General features: G+C 62.7%; 14 protein-coding genes and 1 tRNA gene. 6 read left to right on the forward strand and 9 right to left on the reverse strand.

All coding sequences use genetic code 11. From position 1 onward, the window contains the following. Positions 1-132 precede the first annotated feature (132 nt). From H0241_RS10955 to H0241_RS10980, 6 genes are read right to left on the reverse strand one after another with little or no spacing between them, the layout of a single operon-like run. The gene (locus H0241_RS10955; protein WP_181057433.1) at positions 133-1,386 is read right to left on the reverse strand and encodes an ABC transporter substrate-binding protein; all 1,254 of its coding nucleotides are present in this window, start codon (positions 1,384-1,386) and stop codon (positions 133-135) included. Positions 1,387-1,444: 58 nt separating this feature from the next. Then, positions 1,445-2,956: an aldehyde dehydrogenase family protein gene (locus H0241_RS10960; protein WP_181057434.1), complete on the reverse strand. Its 1,512-nt coding sequence runs from the start codon at positions 2,954-2,956 to the stop codon at positions 1,445-1,447. Positions 2,957-2,966: 10 nt separating this feature from the next. Beyond that, the gene (locus H0241_RS10965) at positions 2,967-3,743 is read right to left on the reverse strand and encodes an enoyl-CoA hydratase/isomerase family protein (RefSeq protein WP_181057435.1); all 777 of its coding nucleotides are present in this window, start codon (positions 3,741-3,743) and stop codon (positions 2,967-2,969) included. After that, the gene (locus H0241_RS10970; protein ID WP_181057436.1) at positions 3,736-5,337 is read right to left on the reverse strand and encodes an acyl CoA:acetate/3-ketoacid CoA transferase; all 1,602 of its coding nucleotides are present in this window, start codon (positions 5,335-5,337) and stop codon (positions 3,736-3,738) included. The genes H0241_RS10965 and H0241_RS10970 overlap by 8 nt, the downstream gene beginning before the upstream one ends. Further along, positions 5,334-6,350: a Gfo/Idh/MocA family protein gene (locus H0241_RS10975; RefSeq protein WP_181057437.1), complete on the reverse strand. Its 1,017-nt coding sequence runs from the start codon at positions 6,348-6,350 to the stop codon at positions 5,334-5,336. Before H0241_RS10975 ends, H0241_RS10970 begins: the two co-directional genes overlap by 4 nt. Then, positions 6,347-7,399, reverse strand: a complete 1,053-nt coding sequence (locus H0241_RS10980; protein ID WP_181057438.1) for a LacI family DNA-binding transcriptional regulator — start codon at positions 7,397-7,399, stop codon at positions 6,347-6,349. Before H0241_RS10980 ends, H0241_RS10975 begins: the two co-directional genes overlap by 4 nt. 229 nt (positions 7,400-7,628) lie before the next feature. Here H0241_RS10980 and H0241_RS10985 point away from each other — a divergent pair, with 229 nt between their 5' ends. From H0241_RS10985 to H0241_RS11000, 4 genes are all read left to right on the forward strand, one after another. Continuing rightward, positions 7,629-8,783 (forward strand): dihydrodipicolinate synthase family protein, encoded by a 1,155-nt coding sequence (locus tag H0241_RS10985; protein WP_181057439.1) that lies wholly within the window; start codon positions 7,629-7,631, stop codon positions 8,781-8,783. A gap of 105 nt (positions 8,784-8,888) precedes the next feature. Beyond that, positions 8,889-9,959, forward strand: a complete 1,071-nt coding sequence (gene gmd / locus H0241_RS10990; RefSeq protein ID WP_181057440.1) for a GDP-mannose 4,6-dehydratase — start codon at positions 8,889-8,891, stop codon at positions 9,957-9,959. A 9-nt stretch (positions 9,960-9,968) separates the two neighbouring features. After that, positions 9,969-10,937 (forward strand): GDP-L-fucose synthase, encoded by a 969-nt coding sequence (gene fcl, locus H0241_RS10995; protein WP_328824650.1) that lies wholly within the window; start codon positions 9,969-9,971, stop codon positions 10,935-10,937. Between the two features lie 22 nt (positions 10,938-10,959). Continuing rightward, the gene (locus tag H0241_RS11000; protein ID WP_235984226.1) at positions 10,960-12,366 is read left to right on the forward strand and encodes an O-fucosyltransferase family protein; all 1,407 of its coding nucleotides are present in this window, start codon (positions 10,960-10,962) and stop codon (positions 12,364-12,366) included. Here H0241_RS11000 and H0241_RS11005 read toward each other — a convergent pair. Further along, complete coding sequence (locus tag H0241_RS11005) at positions 12,356-14,407, reverse strand: alginate lyase family protein (protein WP_181057441.1); 2,052 nt, start codon at positions 14,405-14,407, stop codon at positions 12,356-12,358. The genes H0241_RS11000 and H0241_RS11005 overlap by 11 nt on opposite strands. A gap of 259 nt (positions 14,408-14,666) precedes the next feature. Between H0241_RS11005 and H0241_RS11010 the strand changes: the two genes are divergently transcribed. Beyond that, positions 14,667-14,873 carry a hypothetical protein gene (locus H0241_RS11010; protein ID WP_181057442.1) on the forward strand — a complete coding sequence of 69 codons (207 nt, stop codon included), beginning with the start codon at positions 14,667-14,669 and terminating at the stop codon, positions 14,871-14,873. 99 nt (positions 14,874-14,972) lie between these two features. Beyond that, complete coding sequence (locus H0241_RS11015) at positions 14,973-15,740, forward strand: Stf0 family sulfotransferase (RefSeq protein WP_181057443.1); 768 nt, start codon at positions 14,973-14,975, stop codon at positions 15,738-15,740. A gap of 78 nt (positions 15,741-15,818) precedes the next feature. Here H0241_RS11015 and H0241_RS11020 read toward each other — a convergent pair. Next, positions 15,819-15,893 (reverse strand) — tRNA-Val (locus H0241_RS11020). A gap of 115 nt (positions 15,894-16,008) precedes the next feature. Beyond that, a complete protein-coding gene (cpdR, locus tag H0241_RS11025) occupies positions 16,009-16,371 on the reverse strand; it encodes a cell cycle two-component system response regulator CpdR (protein WP_006199474.1) in 363 nt (120 codons plus the stop codon). Positions 16,372-16,505: the final 134 nt, after the last annotated feature.

The following is a 16,505-nucleotide window of genomic DNA, read 5'->3' on the forward strand; positions in this document are numbered from 1 at the left end:
CGCTCTATCTCTTTCTTTTGCGCAATTCCGGACGGAAAACCGCTCACACTTTTCCTGGAATTGCGCTAGCCGGCCAATCCTGAGGTGAAACCTTCCCCGCCGAAGCGGGGAAGGTGTTTTGGTGGCTAGCGCTTACTTGGCGTCGTCGATTGCCTTGACCAGTTCGGTCACGGCTTCATCCGAGGTCTTGATCTGACCGTGGACGAATTTCGACACGACGTCCTTGTAGGCATTGGCGACCGCCGGAGGCGCGCCATAACCCTGGGCCAGCGAGCCGAACAGCGTGCCGCCGTCGTTGGCGGCCTTCAGGTCGGCGATGCCCTTCTTGCCGCAAGCGTCGAAGTCGGTGTCCGGAACGTCGGTACGGGCCGGAACCGAACCCTTGACGACGTTGAAGGCCGACTGGAAGCTCTTCGACAGGGTTGCGGTGGCCAGCGCGACCTGGGCGGCCTTGCGGTCGTCCGGAACGTTGAACATGCCGAACATGTCGGAGTTGTAGATCACGGAGCCGTCGGTGCCCGGGAAGCGATAGCACAGGAAGTCCGTGCCCGGGGTCTTGTTGGCGGCGTGGAACTCACCCTTGGCCCAGTCGCCCATGACCTGGACAAGAGCGTCGCCCTTGATGACCATGGCGGTGGCCAGGTTCCAGTCGCGGCCCGAGAAGTTCGGGTCGACATAGGTGACGAGCTTGGCGAGGTTGTCGAACGACTTCTTCATCGTGTCGGATTTGAGCGAAGCGTCGTCGAGATCGTTGAAGGCCTTCTTGTAGAACTCAGGTCCGCCGGTCGAAAGCACGACCGAGTCGAACATGGTGGCTTCCTGCCAGTTCTGGCCGCCGAGAGCGAGCGGGATGACGCCGGCCGCCTTGGCCTTGTCGAGCAGAGCGACGAAGTCGTCGAAGGTCTTCGGCTCGGCGCCGCCGATCTTGTCCATCACCGCCTTGTTGATCCACAGCCAGTTGACGGAGTGGACGTTGACCGGAGCCGCGACCCACTTGCCGTCATAGACGGAGAACTTCTGCAGGGCTGCCGGAACCGACTTGTCCCAGCCTTCCTTCTTCGCCGTCTCGGTCAGATCGCCCATGACGCCGGCCGCCGCGTAGTCGAGCACGGTGTAGCCGAGCATCTGCGATGCGGTCGGGTAATTGCCGGCCGCGACCATTGCCTTCAGCGCGGTCATGGCGGCGTCGCCGCCACCGCCGGCCACCGGCACGTCTTTCCAGGCATAGCCTTCCTTGGCCAGGTCGCCCTTGAGGACGTTGAGAGCAGCCGCTTCGCCGCCCGACGTCCACCAATGCAGCATCTGAACTTCCTTGACGTCCTCGGCATGCGCCGAGAAAGCAAAGGTCGTCGCCAGAGCCGTTCCGATAAGCAGTTTGCGCAACATGTACTACCTCCCTTGTTGCATTACACGACCGGTGAAAGCCCACCGGGTTCTTCCAAACTCAGCCGACCCACCAACCGGTGCGCTGGCCGCGATGAAACTGGATTGTCTTTTCCTCGGTATAATCCTCGACAGCGCGTTTGCCGAGTTCGCGTCCGATGCCGGACTGCTTGTAGCCCCCGAATGGCAGCTCGGGGTAGCCTTCCATGAATGTGTTCACCCAGACCGTCCCCGAACGCACACCACGCGCCACCGACATACAGGTGTCGATGCTGGCGCTCCACACCCCTGCCGACAGACCATAAGGCGTGTTGTTGGCGATGTGCAACGCCTTTTCAATCGTTTCAAAAGTCAGCACCGAGAGCACCGGCCCGAACACTTCCTCGCGCGCAATGGCCATGTCCTCGGTAACGCCGCGGATAATGGTCGGATCGAGGTATTGGCCGGCATTGGAGGCCAGTTGGCCGCCCCCGCTATAGACATCGCTGCCGCCGCTCGCGGCTGCCGTGACGTAACCCGCGACTTTATTCAGATGATCGGCGGAAATCATCGCGCCGACCTTGGTGCGGTCGTCGAGCGGATCGCCGACCCTCACCTTGGCGGTCAGGGCCTTAACAGTGGCGAGGAAATCGTCGGCGATCGCCTCATGCACGATGAGCCGGCTGCCGGCATTGCAGCATTCGCCGGCATTGAAGAAGCCGCCGAACACCGCCGCATCCGCGGCAGACTCAAGATCGGCATCGGGGAAGACGATCTGGCCGTTCTTGCCGCCGAGTTCCATCGAGACTTTCTTCAGCGACTGCGCGGCGGACGCCATGGTCATCTTGCCGACGCGGGTCGAGCCGGTGAACGACACCATCTCGACCAGCGGATGGCTGACCATGGGCGCCCCGACATCGGCGCCGAGGCCGGCAAGGATGTTGACGACGCCGGCGGGCAGGCCGGCCTGCATCAGGATGTCGCCGAGCACGAAGGTCGAGGCCGAGGTCATTTCGCTCGGCTTGACCACCGCTGTACAACCGGCGGCCAGCGCGAAGGGCAGTTTCTGGCTGACGATGAGGAAGGGGAAATTCCACGGCGTGATGATCGATACGACACCGATCGGTTCGCGCAGCACGACACCCAGCATGGCGTCGCCGAGATTGGCGTAGCTCTCGCCGTGCAGCGTGCGGGCGAGCGAGGCGGCATAGCGCCAGATGTCGACGGCACCGCCGATCTCGCCGCGCGCCTGGGCGATCGGCTTGCCGGATTCCAGTGCATCGAGGCGGGCGATGTCTTCGAGTCGGGCCTCGATCAGATCGGCCGCCTTGAGCAGGATGGCGGCGCGTTCGGCCGCCTTCATGCGCGGCCAGGGGCCGGTCTCGAAAGCCTTGTGCGCCGCCTGCATCGCCGCTTCCACTTCGGCCTCGCCGGCCTGCGCATAGCGCGAAACGGTGAAGCCGTGGCCGGGACTGTTGCGCTCCAGCGTGCGGCCGTCGCGTGCATCGACGTGCTTGCCGTCGATCAGCAGCTTGTAAGCCTTCGGCGCCTTGGACGCCTCAGTCGGCATGGAAATGTTGAGCGGTGCGTTCATCGTGCTTTCTCTAGGATCTCGAAAAGGCCGGCTTCTGCTTGGCCTTGAAGGCGTCGACGCCGGCCTTGAGGTCGCCGGTGAGCGCAATGAAACCGCTGGCGAGCGCCTCGGTCGCGGCGGCACTGTCCTCGCCTTCGGCGACAGCGATCATCAGCTTGGCGGCTTCGGTTGCGAGCGGTCCGCGCTCGGCGATCTTTTCTCCCCATGCCTTGGCTTCGGCGAGCGCCTGGCCGGTCTCGACCACGCGGTCGACGATGCCGAGGGCAAGCGCGTCGGGGGCGGCAAAAACCTCGCCACCGAGCGCCATGCGGCGCACGACCTGCGCACCGAGGCGGCGCACGGCGCGCTGCGTGCCGGACCAGCCTGGGACGACGCCGATCGACGTCTCGGGGAAGCCGAGCTTGATCTGGGTTTCGGCAACGCGGAAGTCGCAGGCGACCGCCAGTTCCAGTCCGCCGCCCAGCGCATGTCCGGACAGAACGGCGATGGTCGGCTGCCGCAGTCTGGCCAGCCGGTCGAAGACGCGGTGGCCATAGCGCACCCATTGCACCTGGAAATCGGCGGCGCTCATTTGCGCCCAGGCCTCGACGTCGCCACCGGCGCAAAAGCCTTTGCCTTCGCCACGGATCAGCACGACGCGCACGCCTTCAGCCATCTCCGCGTCGTCGAGCGCTGCTTCGAGAGCGCGCAGCATCGGAATGTTCAGCGCGTTGAACTTTTCCGGCCGGCGCAGCGTCACGGTGCCGATGGGACCGTCCTGCTCGAAGGTGACGAGGCGCTCAGCCATGCGCGCCTCCAAGCGAAGCGCCGCCATTGAGCGACAGGCCGATCGGCCGGTCGTGATAGAGTGCCGTCGGCGTCACCTTGAGGTCGTTGGCAACGCCGAGCGGTGTCTCGGACTGCGCCAGCACATCGCGCTCGAGGTCGATGCCGGGCGCCAGTTCGGTCACCATCAGTCCGTCCGGCGTCAGCTTCATCACGCAACGCTCGGTGACGTAGGTGATGTCCTGCCCTTGCGCGACCGCGCGCTTGCCGGAGAAGGAGATGTGCTCGACCTCGTTGACCACCTTCTTTACCTTACCTTCGGCGTCGATGCGGATGCCGCCATCGGCGAGCGACAGTTTGGCGCCGGCGTTGAAGAAGCCGGAGAAGACGATCTTCTTCGCCCGCGCGGTGATGTCGACAAAGCCGCCGGCGCCGGCGGTGACATGCGGCCGTGCCGACAGTTTCGACACGTTGACCGAGCCGTGGCGGTCGATCTGCAGGAAGGACAGCAACGAGGCGTCGAAGCCGCCAGCCTGGAAATAGATGAACTGGTGCGGCGAGGGCATGATAGCCTCGGCGTTGGAGGCGCAGCCGAACTTGAAGTCGAGCAGCGGCACGCCGCCGACCGCGCCTTGTTCGATCACCCAGGTGACCTTGCCGTGCTGGCCTTCCTCAAGAAGGATGCGCGGCACATTGGCGGAGATGCCGAAGCCGATGTTGACGGCCATGCCGTCGCGAAGCTCCATCGCAACGCGGCGCGCGATCACCTTCTGCACGTTCATCTCGGCGTTGCGGAAGCTCGACAGCGGTCGGAAGATCTCGCCCGAGATCGCCGGATCGTAAGGCGTCAGCGTCGTCTGCAACTGGTCGGGCGCAATCACGATATGGTCGACCAGCACGCCGGGCACGCGCACATCATGCGGCTTAAGCGTGCCGTTTTCGACGACGCGCTTGACCTGCGCGATGACGATGCCGCCATTGTTGCGGGCGGCGAGCGCCTGTTCGAGGCCGCCGAGATAGGCGCCTTCATGTTCATAGGTGAGGTTGCCGCGCTCGTCTGCTGTGGTCGCCCGGATGATCGAGATGTTGGGCACGATCGAGCGGAAATAGAGCCATTCCTCGCCGTCGAACTGCTGCACCGAGACGATCGGCTCGCTAGCCGCCGCATTCATGGCACAGCCTTGATGGCGCGGGTCGGCGAAGGTGTCGAGGCCGACCTTGGTCAGCACGCCCGGCCGCTTGGCGGCGGCTTCGCGATGCATGTCGAACAGGATGCCAGAGGGCACATTGTAGGCTGCGACCGAATTGTCGCCGATCATCTTCCATATCTGCGGCGGTTCGGACGAGGAGGGGCCCGAGGGATAGGAGCCGCACAAAGTTCGCTTCAGCAGGCCGGGCTTGGCCAGATGGTCGATGCCCTTGATGCCGTACATGTCGCCGGCGGCGATCGGGTGCAGGGTGGTGATACCCTTGGGATGACCTTCAGTGTCGAAGCGCTCGCCGATGGCGGCGAGCACCGCGTCCGGGCAGCCAAGACCGCTCGACGAGGAGACAGACACGGTCATGCCATCTCTGATCAGGCCGGCTGCCTGCTGTGCTGAGACGACCTTGCTCACTTCACGCTCCCAAGCTTCGGGTCGATGGCGACCGCCTTGCCGGATTTCTCCGACTGCAGCGCGGCTTCGGCTGAGGCCAGTGACCAGACGCCGTCCTCGCCGGTGGCGGAGGGCTGGCCTTTGCCGCTTATGGCGGCGTGGAACTGGCGCAGCGACCTGACATAGAGGTCTTCGCGGTCGAAGCTCAGCTCTTCCTCGCCCTTGGCGGTGCGCAGCAGCACCGAGCCGACCGGCTTCTGCGTCATCACATTCTTGGCGATCAGCGAACCTTCGGAACCATGCACCTCGAAGCCGGTGTCGGCGAACTTCGTGGTGAAGCCTTCATGCGATTGGGCAATCACGCCGGACCTGAAGCGCCAGATGCACATGGCGCCATCTTCCAACCCGCTACCGGCCATGCCGGCCGATTGGGTGAAGGCGGAAATCTCGATCGGGTCGTCGCCAAGCACGAAGCGCAGTGTGTCGGCATCGTGCACGGTGATGTCGAGCACCACGCCGCCGCCGGCTTCGGGCTTTGTAATGCGCCAGCCCTGCAGGTTCTCTGGCAGGTAAACAGCGTGGAAGACGCGGGCGGCGATCGGCTTGCCGATGCGGCCGGCCGATATGGCGTCGCGCAAGGCGCGGTGGGCGCCGGCATTGCGCAGATGGTGGTTGGTGCCAAGGACGACGCCGGCAGCCTTCGCCGCGGCGACTATTGTGCGTGCGTCAGTGCTGGTCAGCGCCAGCGGCTTTTCGCACAGAACATGCTTTCCCGCCTTGATCGCGGCCAGGGCCTGCTCGAGATGCAGTTCGTTGGTGGTCGAGATGTACACGGCGTCGATGTCGGCGCCCAGCAAATCGTCAAGCGTCGAGACGGCAAACGGGATGTTGTGTTCAGCGGCGTAGGTCTTGGCCCGCTCCGGACTGGAGCTCATCACCGCTGATATCTCGCCACCCTCTTGCGCGCGGATGGCGTTGATCATGAATTGTCTGGCGATCGTGCTGGCGCCGATCAGTCCCCATCTGACGCTCATGCCGCGTCTCCCATTCCTGCTGGCCTGGCGCGGCGATCGGGACCGCAGCTGTCCCTGACGACCAGATTGACGGCGCCGATATGGTCCTCGGCGCGCGTGGTGCGCGACTGGATCATCTTCAGCATGACGTGGGCGGCGCGCTCGCCAAGGCCTGCCGTGTCCACCGAGACGCTGGTCAGCGCCGGCATGTAATGCTCGGCCTCGACCACATCGTCGAAGCCGACGACGGCGAAATCAGCGCCGGGCTCCAGCCCGCGCTTGCGCAGCGCCAGCATGACGCCGAAGGCGACTGCGTCATTGAAACACAGGGCCGCCGTCGGCGGCTCTGCCATGGCAAGGGCGGTTTCCAGGCAGGCGATGCCGCCCCTGCGGCTGGTCTCGCCTTCGACGATGAGCACGTCACGCCTGGCAATGCCAAGCGTTTCGCATGCCTCGCGAAAACCGCCCAGGCGCTCCTGATAGACGACCAGATCGGAGGTGCCGCCGAAGAAGGCCAGCCGGCGATGGCCCTTGCCGATGAGATGGGCGGCGGCGAGGTACGCGCCGCGATGGTTGTCGGGGGCAATGACAGGGATACGGCTGTCCGGCAGCCGGCGCATGGCAAAGACCACCGGCACGCCGGCCGTCTCGAGGCGGCGGAAGGCGCCTGGCGTGGTGCCGCGCGCCGGCGAGACGATCAGCCCGGCGACGCCCTGTTCCATCAGCGACTTCAGCACTTCCTCCTGGCGCACCGGATTCTCCGCCGTGTTGGCGATGAAGGGCACGATGCCGGCCGACTGGAACACACGCTCCATGCCGACCGCCAGTTCGGCGAAAAAGGGGTTGGTGAGATCGTTGATGACCATGCCGATGACGTTGGAGTGGGCTTTGCGCAGATTGGCGGCGCCGCGGTTGTAGACATAGCCGACATCCTCGATCGCCTTGCGAACCTTGACCGCGGTCTCAGGCCGGATCAGCCCGCTGCCCTGCAGCACGAGCGACACCGTCGATTTGGACACGCCGGCCTCGCGGGCAATGTCCAGGATCGTTGCCTTGGCCCGGCTGGCCATACGCTTGTTTCCTCCGCCTGAATTGGCAAATCTATTGGAACGTTCTAATCACTGTGCCAAACGAGAGTCAATCGGGATTCTGACGAGGGCTGAAAAATTGATCGATATGGGTGCACAACAAGGGACTTAGCCTCCTTTTGGCGTTTGTACCGGTTCAATCGCCGGAATCATAAAGGTTCTTGATTTATTGGAACGTTCCATTTATAGAGTACCGCAAACGGAGGTTGCCATGGATATCACCCTGCCTGCGGAGAATGGCGGCCGCGTCAGCTACAAGCTCGTGGGCCACCCGGTGGAGCCCAGGATCGGTGCGGTTTTCCCGCGCATCGCCTATGCCGCAGCCCATGTCGTCGCCGATCCTTTTGCCATGACCGATCCGTGGTCGCGCCCTGTGGTCGACTGGGACAAGACAATGGCGTTCCGCCACCATCTGTGGCGGCTTGGCTTCCGCATCGCCGAAGCGATGGACACCTCGCAGCGCGGCATGGGCTTCGACTGGACAAATGCCAAGGAATTGATCCGCCGTGCGATCGCCGAGGCGCGCAGTGTCGAAGGCGCCGACCTCGCGTCCGGCGCCGGCACCGATCACCTGGCGCCGGGCAATGCCAGAACGCTCGATGACGTGATCGCTGCCTATGAGGAGCAGTTCGCCTTCGTCGAAGGCGAGGGCGGCAAGGCGATCATGATGGCCAGCCGAGCGCTGGCGGCGGTCGCCAAAGGCCCGGACGACTATATCAGAGTCTACGACCGCATCCTCAGTCAGGCCTCCGGCAAGGTCATCCTGCACTGGCTGGGCGACATGTTCGATCCGGCCCTGAAGGGCTATTGGGGCAGCGGGAATTTCGAGGCTGCGCTCGACACCGTCGTCGCCATCATCGAGCGCCACGCTGATAAGGTCGAGGGGATAAAGATATCGCTCCTCGATGCCGGCAAGGAAGTCGCCTTGCGCAACCGATTGCCGGAAGGCGTCGTCATGTTCACCGGCGACGACTTCAACTACCCCGAGCTGATCGCCGGTGACGGGAAGCGGCATTCGCATGCCTTGCTCGGCATTTTCGACACCATCGCCCCGGTCGCCAACGCGGCCCTGGCGAAACTGGCTGATGGTGACCGCGCCGGCTATGATGCGCTGATGGCGCCGACAGTGCCGCTGTCGCGCAAAATCTTCGAGGCGCCGACCGAGTACTACAAGGCCGGCATCGTCTTCATGGCCTGGCTCAACGGCCATCAGGATCATTTCGCCATGGTCGGCGGCATGCAGTCGGCGCGCGGTATCCTGCACTACGCCGACATCTTTCGCCTTGCCGACCAGGCAGGGTTGCTCGCCGATCCCACGCTCGCGCTGGCCAGAATGAAGCATTTCTGCGCGGTTGCAGGTGTCTGAGGACGACACAATCGCCGGCTGAAAAGTATCCCCCGTATGGGGGATTTGCGTTCTTGCTTCAAATCTGTATTCCGTTGCCGGGATTAGATGCGGACGAACGCGGCAATGACGGACAAAGTGGCGCTCATCACCGGTGTAACCGGGCAGGACGGGGCCTATCTTGCAGAACTGCTTCTGCAGAAGGGCTATATTGTCCATGGGGTCAAACGCCGCTCGTCTTCGTTCAACACCGAGCGCGTCGACGACATCTATGTCGATCCGCATGAGCGTGGTGCGCGCTTCTTCCTGCATTATGGCGACCTGACCGACGCAACCAACCTCATCCGCCTGGTGCAGGAGACGCGGCCCAGCGAGATCTACAATCTCGGCGCCCAGAGCCATGTCCAGGTGAGTTTCGAGACGCCGGAATACACCGGCAATGCCGACGCGCTGGGCACGCTCAGGCTGCTGGAGGCGATCCGCATCCTCGGCATGGAGAGGTCGGTGCGTTTCTACCAGGCCTCGACCTCGGAGCTTTACGGCAAGGCGCGGGAAATCCCGCAAAGCGAAACGACGCCGTTCCATCCGCGTTCGCCCTATGCGGCGGCCAAGCTCTACGCCTACTGGATCACGGTCAATTACCGCGAGGCCTATGGCATGTTTGCGGCCAACGGCATCCTGTTCAACCACGAAAGCCCGACGCGCGGTGAAACCTTCGTCACCCGCAAGATCACGCGGGCCGTGGCCTCGATCCATCACGGCCTGCAGGATACGCTCTATCTCGGCAACATCGATGCCAAGCGTGACTGGGGCCATGCACGCGACTATGTTGAGGGCATGTGGCGCATTCTGCAGCACAGCGAAGCCGACGATTTCGTGCTGGCGACCGGCGAGGCGCATTCGGTGCGCGAATTCGTCGAACTGGCGTTTGCCGAGACCGGACGCAGCATAGACTGGCAAGGCGAGGGTGTAGACGAGGTCGGTGTCGATGGCGGCTCGGGCACTGTCCTGGTGCGCATCGATCCGCGCTATTTCCGGCCGACCGAAGTCGACCTTTTGCTCGGCGACTCCGCAAAGGCCAAGGCAAGACTCGGCTGGTCGCACACCACCGGGTTCAGGGATCTGGTGGCGGAAATGGTGCAGGCCGATCTGGCGCGCGCGGCCGGCGGCACGCGGCAGAACAGCCGCTCTGCGTGAGGCACGCCGATGGACGCGACATTTGAACTGAAAGGCAAGCGTGTCTTCGTCGCCGGGCATCGCGGCATGGTCGGTTCGGCCATCGTTCGACGGCTGGCGAGCGAAGACTGCGAAGTGCTCACCGTGTCCCGCGACAGGCTCGACCTGCTCGACCAGGCAGGGGTACGGCGCTGGATGGCCGACAACAAGCCGGATGCGGTGGTGATGGCGGCCGCCAAAGTTGGCGGTATCCTGGCCAATGACAGGTTTCCGGTCGATTTCCTGCAGGAAAATCTGGTTGTGCAGAGCAATGTCATCGAAAGCGCCTTTCGCAGCGAGGTCGGCAAGCTTTTGTTTCTCGGCTCGTCCTGCATCTATCCCAAGCTCGCGCCACAGCCGATCCGGGAAGACGCTCTGCTGACCGGCCCGCTCGAACCCACCAATGAGTGGTATGCGATCGCCAAGATCGCCGGGCTAAAACTGTGCCAGGCCTATCAGCGCCAATATGGGGTCGACTACATCTCGGCGATGCCGGCCAACCTTTACGGTCCAGGCGACAATTTCGATCTTCAGAGCAGCCATGTCGTGCCGGCGCTCATGCGAAAGGCGCATGCGCTGGCACTGAGCGGCGGCAACAACCTCGAGGTTTGGGGGTCGGGCACGCCGCGGCGCGAATTCCTGCATGTCGACGACGCCGCCGATGCGCTGGTCTGGCTGTTGAAGAATTATGCCGGCGACAGCCACGTCAATGTCGGCCCGGGGGAGGATGTCACCATTGCCGAGCTCGCCCAAGCCGTCGCATCCGTCGCCGGCGTCGAGGCTACGATCGCCTTCGATACGACCAAGCCGGATGGCACGCCGCGCAAACTGATGGATGTGTCGCAGCTGTTCGCAACGGGATGGCGCCCGCGATACGCGCTTCGCAGTGGATTGGAACAGACATATGCGTGGTTTCTCCAGCATGTTGAGAAAGGTGATGTCCGCCTCGGCGCGGCCTGATCCCAATTCTCAGCATGCAAAATTGATTGCCGCGACCAGGGATGATGGGCTGGGCGGCCGGCTTCTGGCCATGGTCAACGCCAAGGCGCTTGCCGATGCAACAGGCCACCGCTTTGGTTTCACCTGGAAGAGAGCCGTTTCGGACAAGACGTTTCACATCGTCGATACGGTCGACAACATCTTTAATCCCGACTTCATCGAAAAACACTGGCTGGGCGAAAAGATCAGAGAGACGAATCTCGCGGTTCTGAAGAAAAACAAGTTTACTCGCGCAAGCCTGAATGCATCAGCCCGCCGAAGCTATTTTCGCGGCTGGCTCTGCAACGATTTCAATGTTCTGGAGTCTTTTCGCGACAACGGAAAGCCGCTGGCGACATCCGAAACGATCAGGACGATCGGCTTTGCCGAGTCGGTGCAACATGCGCTGCGTACTGCCGAGTCTTGTCATTTTCCGGGGCAAATGGTCGGGCTGCATCTGCGCAGCGGCGATATCGTTCGCGGCAAATACCGTTCGATGCTGAATTTCAACGGCAAGGTGATCCCTTCGACCCTGGCCAAGGCGATTATCGCCGAGCTCGCGTCACAGGGCATGGCGACGCTGCTGGTCGGCCAGGATCGTGCGACGCTCGACTATCTGAGGTCGCAAACCGGCGCATTGCTGACTGACGATTTCGGCGCCAACGAATTCGAGGATCAGACGCTGAGGGCATTTTTCGAGATGGCGCTTCTGGCGCGCTGCCAGCGCATCTATGCCGGCAGCAGCGTGTTCGCGTCGGTGGCCTCGGTGATGGGTGGCTCTCCGCACATCAAGGCCACCAAGCTGTTCAGCCCGCCGCGGGCTGCGCAACTCATGCTCGGAGAGCTGGCCCAGAATCACGCCGACTATCATCCGCGCGAGGCGGCCTTCGGCTATCTGTCGGCGTTCCTGGCCATCGAGGACGAAATCAGCCCAGTCAGGGCAAGGGAGATTCTTGGCAAAGGCTACGCGCTCGACCCTGAAAACGATGTCTATGCGCTCAAGATCGTGGCCTCTTACTTTCGCGAGAAGGATTACGCTGCCGGCGAAGCCATTTTGAAATCGCGCATGACGGCACAATTCGAGGCGCGTCCCAAGGTGCCGCTGCCAATGCTTTTGGCCCTGTCGCGCAAGACAGTGCATGGCCACGCCATGGGCAAGGATTTCGCGTCCTACTTTGCCGCGGCGCGGGCCGGTCATCCCTATGCCACGGCCTGTTCGGCCCATATTCTGCATGATGGGTTCGGCGAACTGAAACCGGCGCTTGAGATGATCGCCAGATCGCAGGCTGCAGAACCGGCCAATGCATTGTTCCGGACGATCAGGCGCTACATCCGGCCGATCGCGACGCGTGAATCCAGCCCGCTGTTGAAAGCGCGGCTGCGGCTTTGGAAAGCCGGGATCAGAATTTAGTCCGCCAGAACCAGAACGGTGCGATGCCTTGGTCGGGATGGAAAAGCTGTCTGGCCGTCATGGCGCCGATATCGGCAAGCGTAGTCGTCTCCGGGTCGTGGCATGCGAGATCGAACAGCACTGGCCGAGCCAGATCCCGGTCGATGGTCTCATTATCTTGACTGCCGATATTGGCTGCAAACCGGCGCAGCGCCGGGATCAGGCCCTGTCCCTCGGCAGCCTGATGCCGCCATAGATCGTCGCCGACCGAGGACAAGAGCCGTGCCAGGGAAGTCCAGCCTTGCAAGGCGAGCATGGTGTCGTGCAGGCTCGACGTTTGGTTCAAAAGCGAGCCGTCGGATGCGATCTCGGCCGCCAGCCTTTCGCGGGCGCGGAGGCGGACCCTGGCCAGCGTTGCGCCGTCGTTCAGAAACATTGCGATCGATGCCCGTTGCAGATCGCTGACGACACCGTGATTGCCAAACTCTGTCGCCGGTGCGGTGATCAGCCATTTGCCGTAGCTGCCGAGCCAAGCCCGGAAGTCCTCCCGGTCCTGCCCATTCAGCCCCCCGGCCCGTTCGACAAGGCGGACGGCGTCGAGGAAGAAGTGGAGATCACCAAGCGCGAAGACACTTTGCTGCGAGCAAGGCGGGTGCATTCTTGTGTCGGGGTCGATGAACCATGCGCGGATTCGTTGCGCGGCATCAACGGCAAAGCGCTGCTCACCGAGCACCGTCGCCGCCAGGGCTAGCACGGTGGCGTCGTGCAGGACGTGGCGCAGGCGGGCAGGATCGCCTGCTTGATGGAGATCGGGGCCAGAAGGGCGATTGAGCACCTCGCTGGCGGCCGTTTCGAGATGGCGAAGCTCGACGTCATGGTCTTGGGATGCCGCGGCAAGAACAGCGTCGTCGTAAAAAACCAGGCGCGACGGGTCGAGCCTGGCTGCGGTCGCCAGGGCATCGCAGCGGTCGATCATATCGACGATGGCTTCGTCCCGGCTGGTCCAGCGGGCGAGGAAACCGGCCTTGCCGATTTCCAGATGCGAGCGCCCGGAATCCAGGCGCGCCACCCAGCCGGCCTTGTGGAAAAGCCCGGCATCGGCGGCCAGCGACGGGCGTGGGAAATCCCAAGTGTCGTCGCGGAAGCGGTCCCACGGCCCGGGGACGCCGAGCCGCCACAGCATTTCAACCTTGGGCCGGCGGCCATAGGCATAGTTTTCGTCGAACAACTCGGTCGTATCGGCGCGGAAGATGATCTGGGGCTCCTCCCCGGCCGGCGGTTTGAAATTCTCGTCGAGCAAAGCCAGATTTTCGACGATGCGCGCCATCGGCACGATGACATAGGGCAGATACGGCCTCGCCTCGATTGCCCATCGTATCTGCCGGAATGCCTGCTCGGTCAGAAAACAGTTTCCGTCCCACGGCATCAGCCACTTCGCTCGCTCGCGGGCGATCTCGAGCGCTTTGTTGCGGGCGCCGTTGTTGTTCATCAGATAGCGGTTCTTGCTGCGCCTGATGAGCGTTTCATAGCGCGCCGTGAGCTCGGCCGGTTGGTCGTTTTTGCCGGAAAACCGGAGCTCTTTTGCCGCCAGCCCGTCGATGTCCCACGCAATCCTGCCATAGACCTCGAGATCGAAGGGGATGCGCAGAAAGCTCTGGCCGCGGCCTTCCAGCAGCCTGGCGATGCGGGCCTCTTCATCCGGATCGGCTATCCGATTGACGATCCAGAATTTGTCGCAGTCAGGAAAGGCCGGCTCATTGTCCAGGATGAAGCGGGCATTGTCGAAAGACTGGCCTTTGCGGTGCCGCGGCTCGAGATCGTTGCCAATGATGCGGACGAGCATGAAGCTGTCCTTCGCCACCGCAACCGGCAAAGCAGGGTATGCGTCACGCGCCGCCCTGTTGCGAAGCTTGACATCGCGCCTATGCTCGAGCGTTCGCTTTGCCGCAACCAGCACGCCGCCAAGGCTCGCGCCTGGCGATTGGAGATATTTCCTCGCCCGTTTGAGCTCAAGGTAGATGCGTTGCCAGGCCGACTTTCGCGCCGCCGGAGTTGACGTCATGGCCAGCCGCTGGAGCGAGCGCGCCTACTGTCGGGGATCATCGACCATCCTGATGTCGTCATTCGCATCGCGTCTGCCCCAGCCTTAAAGCCATCGCTCCCGGTCGTCACGACTGAAAATTTGTCCAGGCATTGGCGCGCCTGCCCCGCCCTGCGCCGGGAAGGCTTTGCCGGCAATTTCAGTTTTGCTCGTGGACCATTTCGTTGCCGCACGCGACCGAGCGCTGTGTAGCAAACGCGGTCCATTAAGGAGAACGTCCATGTTTATCACTTCAAGAAACGTCTTTCTCGCCGCCATCGCCGTTTCGGTGCTGGCAGGGTGCCAGACGGCGTCGCCGAGGGAATGCGAGAAGACCAAGCCTGGTGTCACCTACAACGGCAAATGCTGCGGCATCGGCACGCCGTGCCGTGAAGGCGATAACACCCCTCATGACAAGCCCGACAGGCCCGATCCGCGGCCGCAATGATCCACGTGCCTGAGCCGTCCCGACTCGCACCGGGACGGTTTTTGCATTCCTGAATTGGCAAGGTGGACTCGGTCGTGATCCCGTTGGTATCTGTCATACATGCTGATCAGCCCGCCCACAGGTTGGAAACCTCCTGGCAAGACGCTCATTATCGCGACCTTGCAGCGATCCGGCAGCACGCTTCTTTGCGAAAAGATGCGCAGCACGGGCGTGCTGGGAAATCCGGAAGAATACTTCAACCGGGAAGAGAAGACCCCGACTGTCGAGCGTTGCGCCCGTATTGCCGCCAGCGCTACGCCGAACGGAGTGGCCGCAACCAAACTGTTTCCGTCCCATTTCTACGAGCTAAGCAGGGATATCAGGCTTACGGAGTGGTTTCCCGACCCAGGGTGGATATACCTTGAAAGACGCGATCGACTGGGCCAGGCAATCTCCTGGGCGAAAGCATGGCAGGACGGCGCCTGGACCAGCAAGACTGATGCCGTGAAGAAAGCCGAGTACTCGGCGTATGGCATCGACTTCGCCCTTGCCCAGATCGCCATCGGCACCGGTCGCTGGAATTCGTTTTTTGCCAGGACCGGGATCGAACCGCTCCGCCTTTTCTACGAAGACACGCTTGACGATTTCGACAGCATCAGCCAGCGCATCGGCCTGCTGGCGGGGTTGGATGCTCCCGTGCCTCGCGAGGGCAAGGTGAGTCTCAGGCCGCAGCGAAACGAGGAAAGCGACGAATGGCGGCGGCGGTTTCTTGCCGAGTCCGGCAACCCGGATGATTTCGATAGGCCGATTGTCCGGCTTCGCAAGCGCAGAAGGTCCAAATGGATGTTCTGGAGGAAGTGGTTCCGCGGCGCCGCCGCCAAACGTTGATCTTGCGCCATAGCGGAGCCATGAACAGTGAGTTCCGATGAGCGCATGCGGAACAAATCAAGCCGATTTTGGTCTGGATGGTGGGCGTGACAGGGATTGAACCTGTGACCCCTGCAATGTCAATGCAGTGCTCTCCCGCTGAGCTACACGCCCATCCGAAGCCGCGCATACACCATTTTTGGTCCAGCGCGTCAATAGCCGGAAAAGGGAAAGAAGGGCTCGTTTTGTCGCGCCGCCAGGCAAGCGGCGGCATCGCGCCCGAAGTGCTTCAGGCTGCCTGCAGCATTTTTTCGACCTCGTTGACGAGATCGCGCAGGTGGAAGGGCTTCGACAGCACCTTGGCGTCTTTCGGCGCCTTTGAATCGGGATTGAGCGCAACGGCCGCGAAACCGGTGATGAACATCACCTTGAGGTCGGGGTCGATCTCGGTGGCGCGGCGGGCGAGCTCAATGCCGTCCATCTCCGGCATGACGATATCGGTCAATAGCAGGGAGAAGGGTTCCTCGCGCAGCCGCTCATAGGCGCTGGCGCCATTGTCGAAATCGCTGACTTGGTAGCCGGCCCGCTCCAATGCCTTGACCAGGAACCGGCGCATGTCGTCGTCGTCTTCCGCCAGCAGAATGCGTGCCATCTTATCCCGTCCGAATCACCCCACCCAAGCCTGCCGTCCGGCAAACCCGTTAACCATCCTGTATATGAGGAGGTGACGGTAAACATCAAGTGAACGCTGGCCGCATTAATCCTGATTTGACGGCGTTCCTGACA

The sequence above is a fragment of the Mesorhizobium neociceri genome (assembly GCF_013520985.1).
Lineage (GTDB): Bacteria > Pseudomonadota > Alphaproteobacteria > Rhizobiales > Rhizobiaceae > Mesorhizobium > Mesorhizobium neociceri.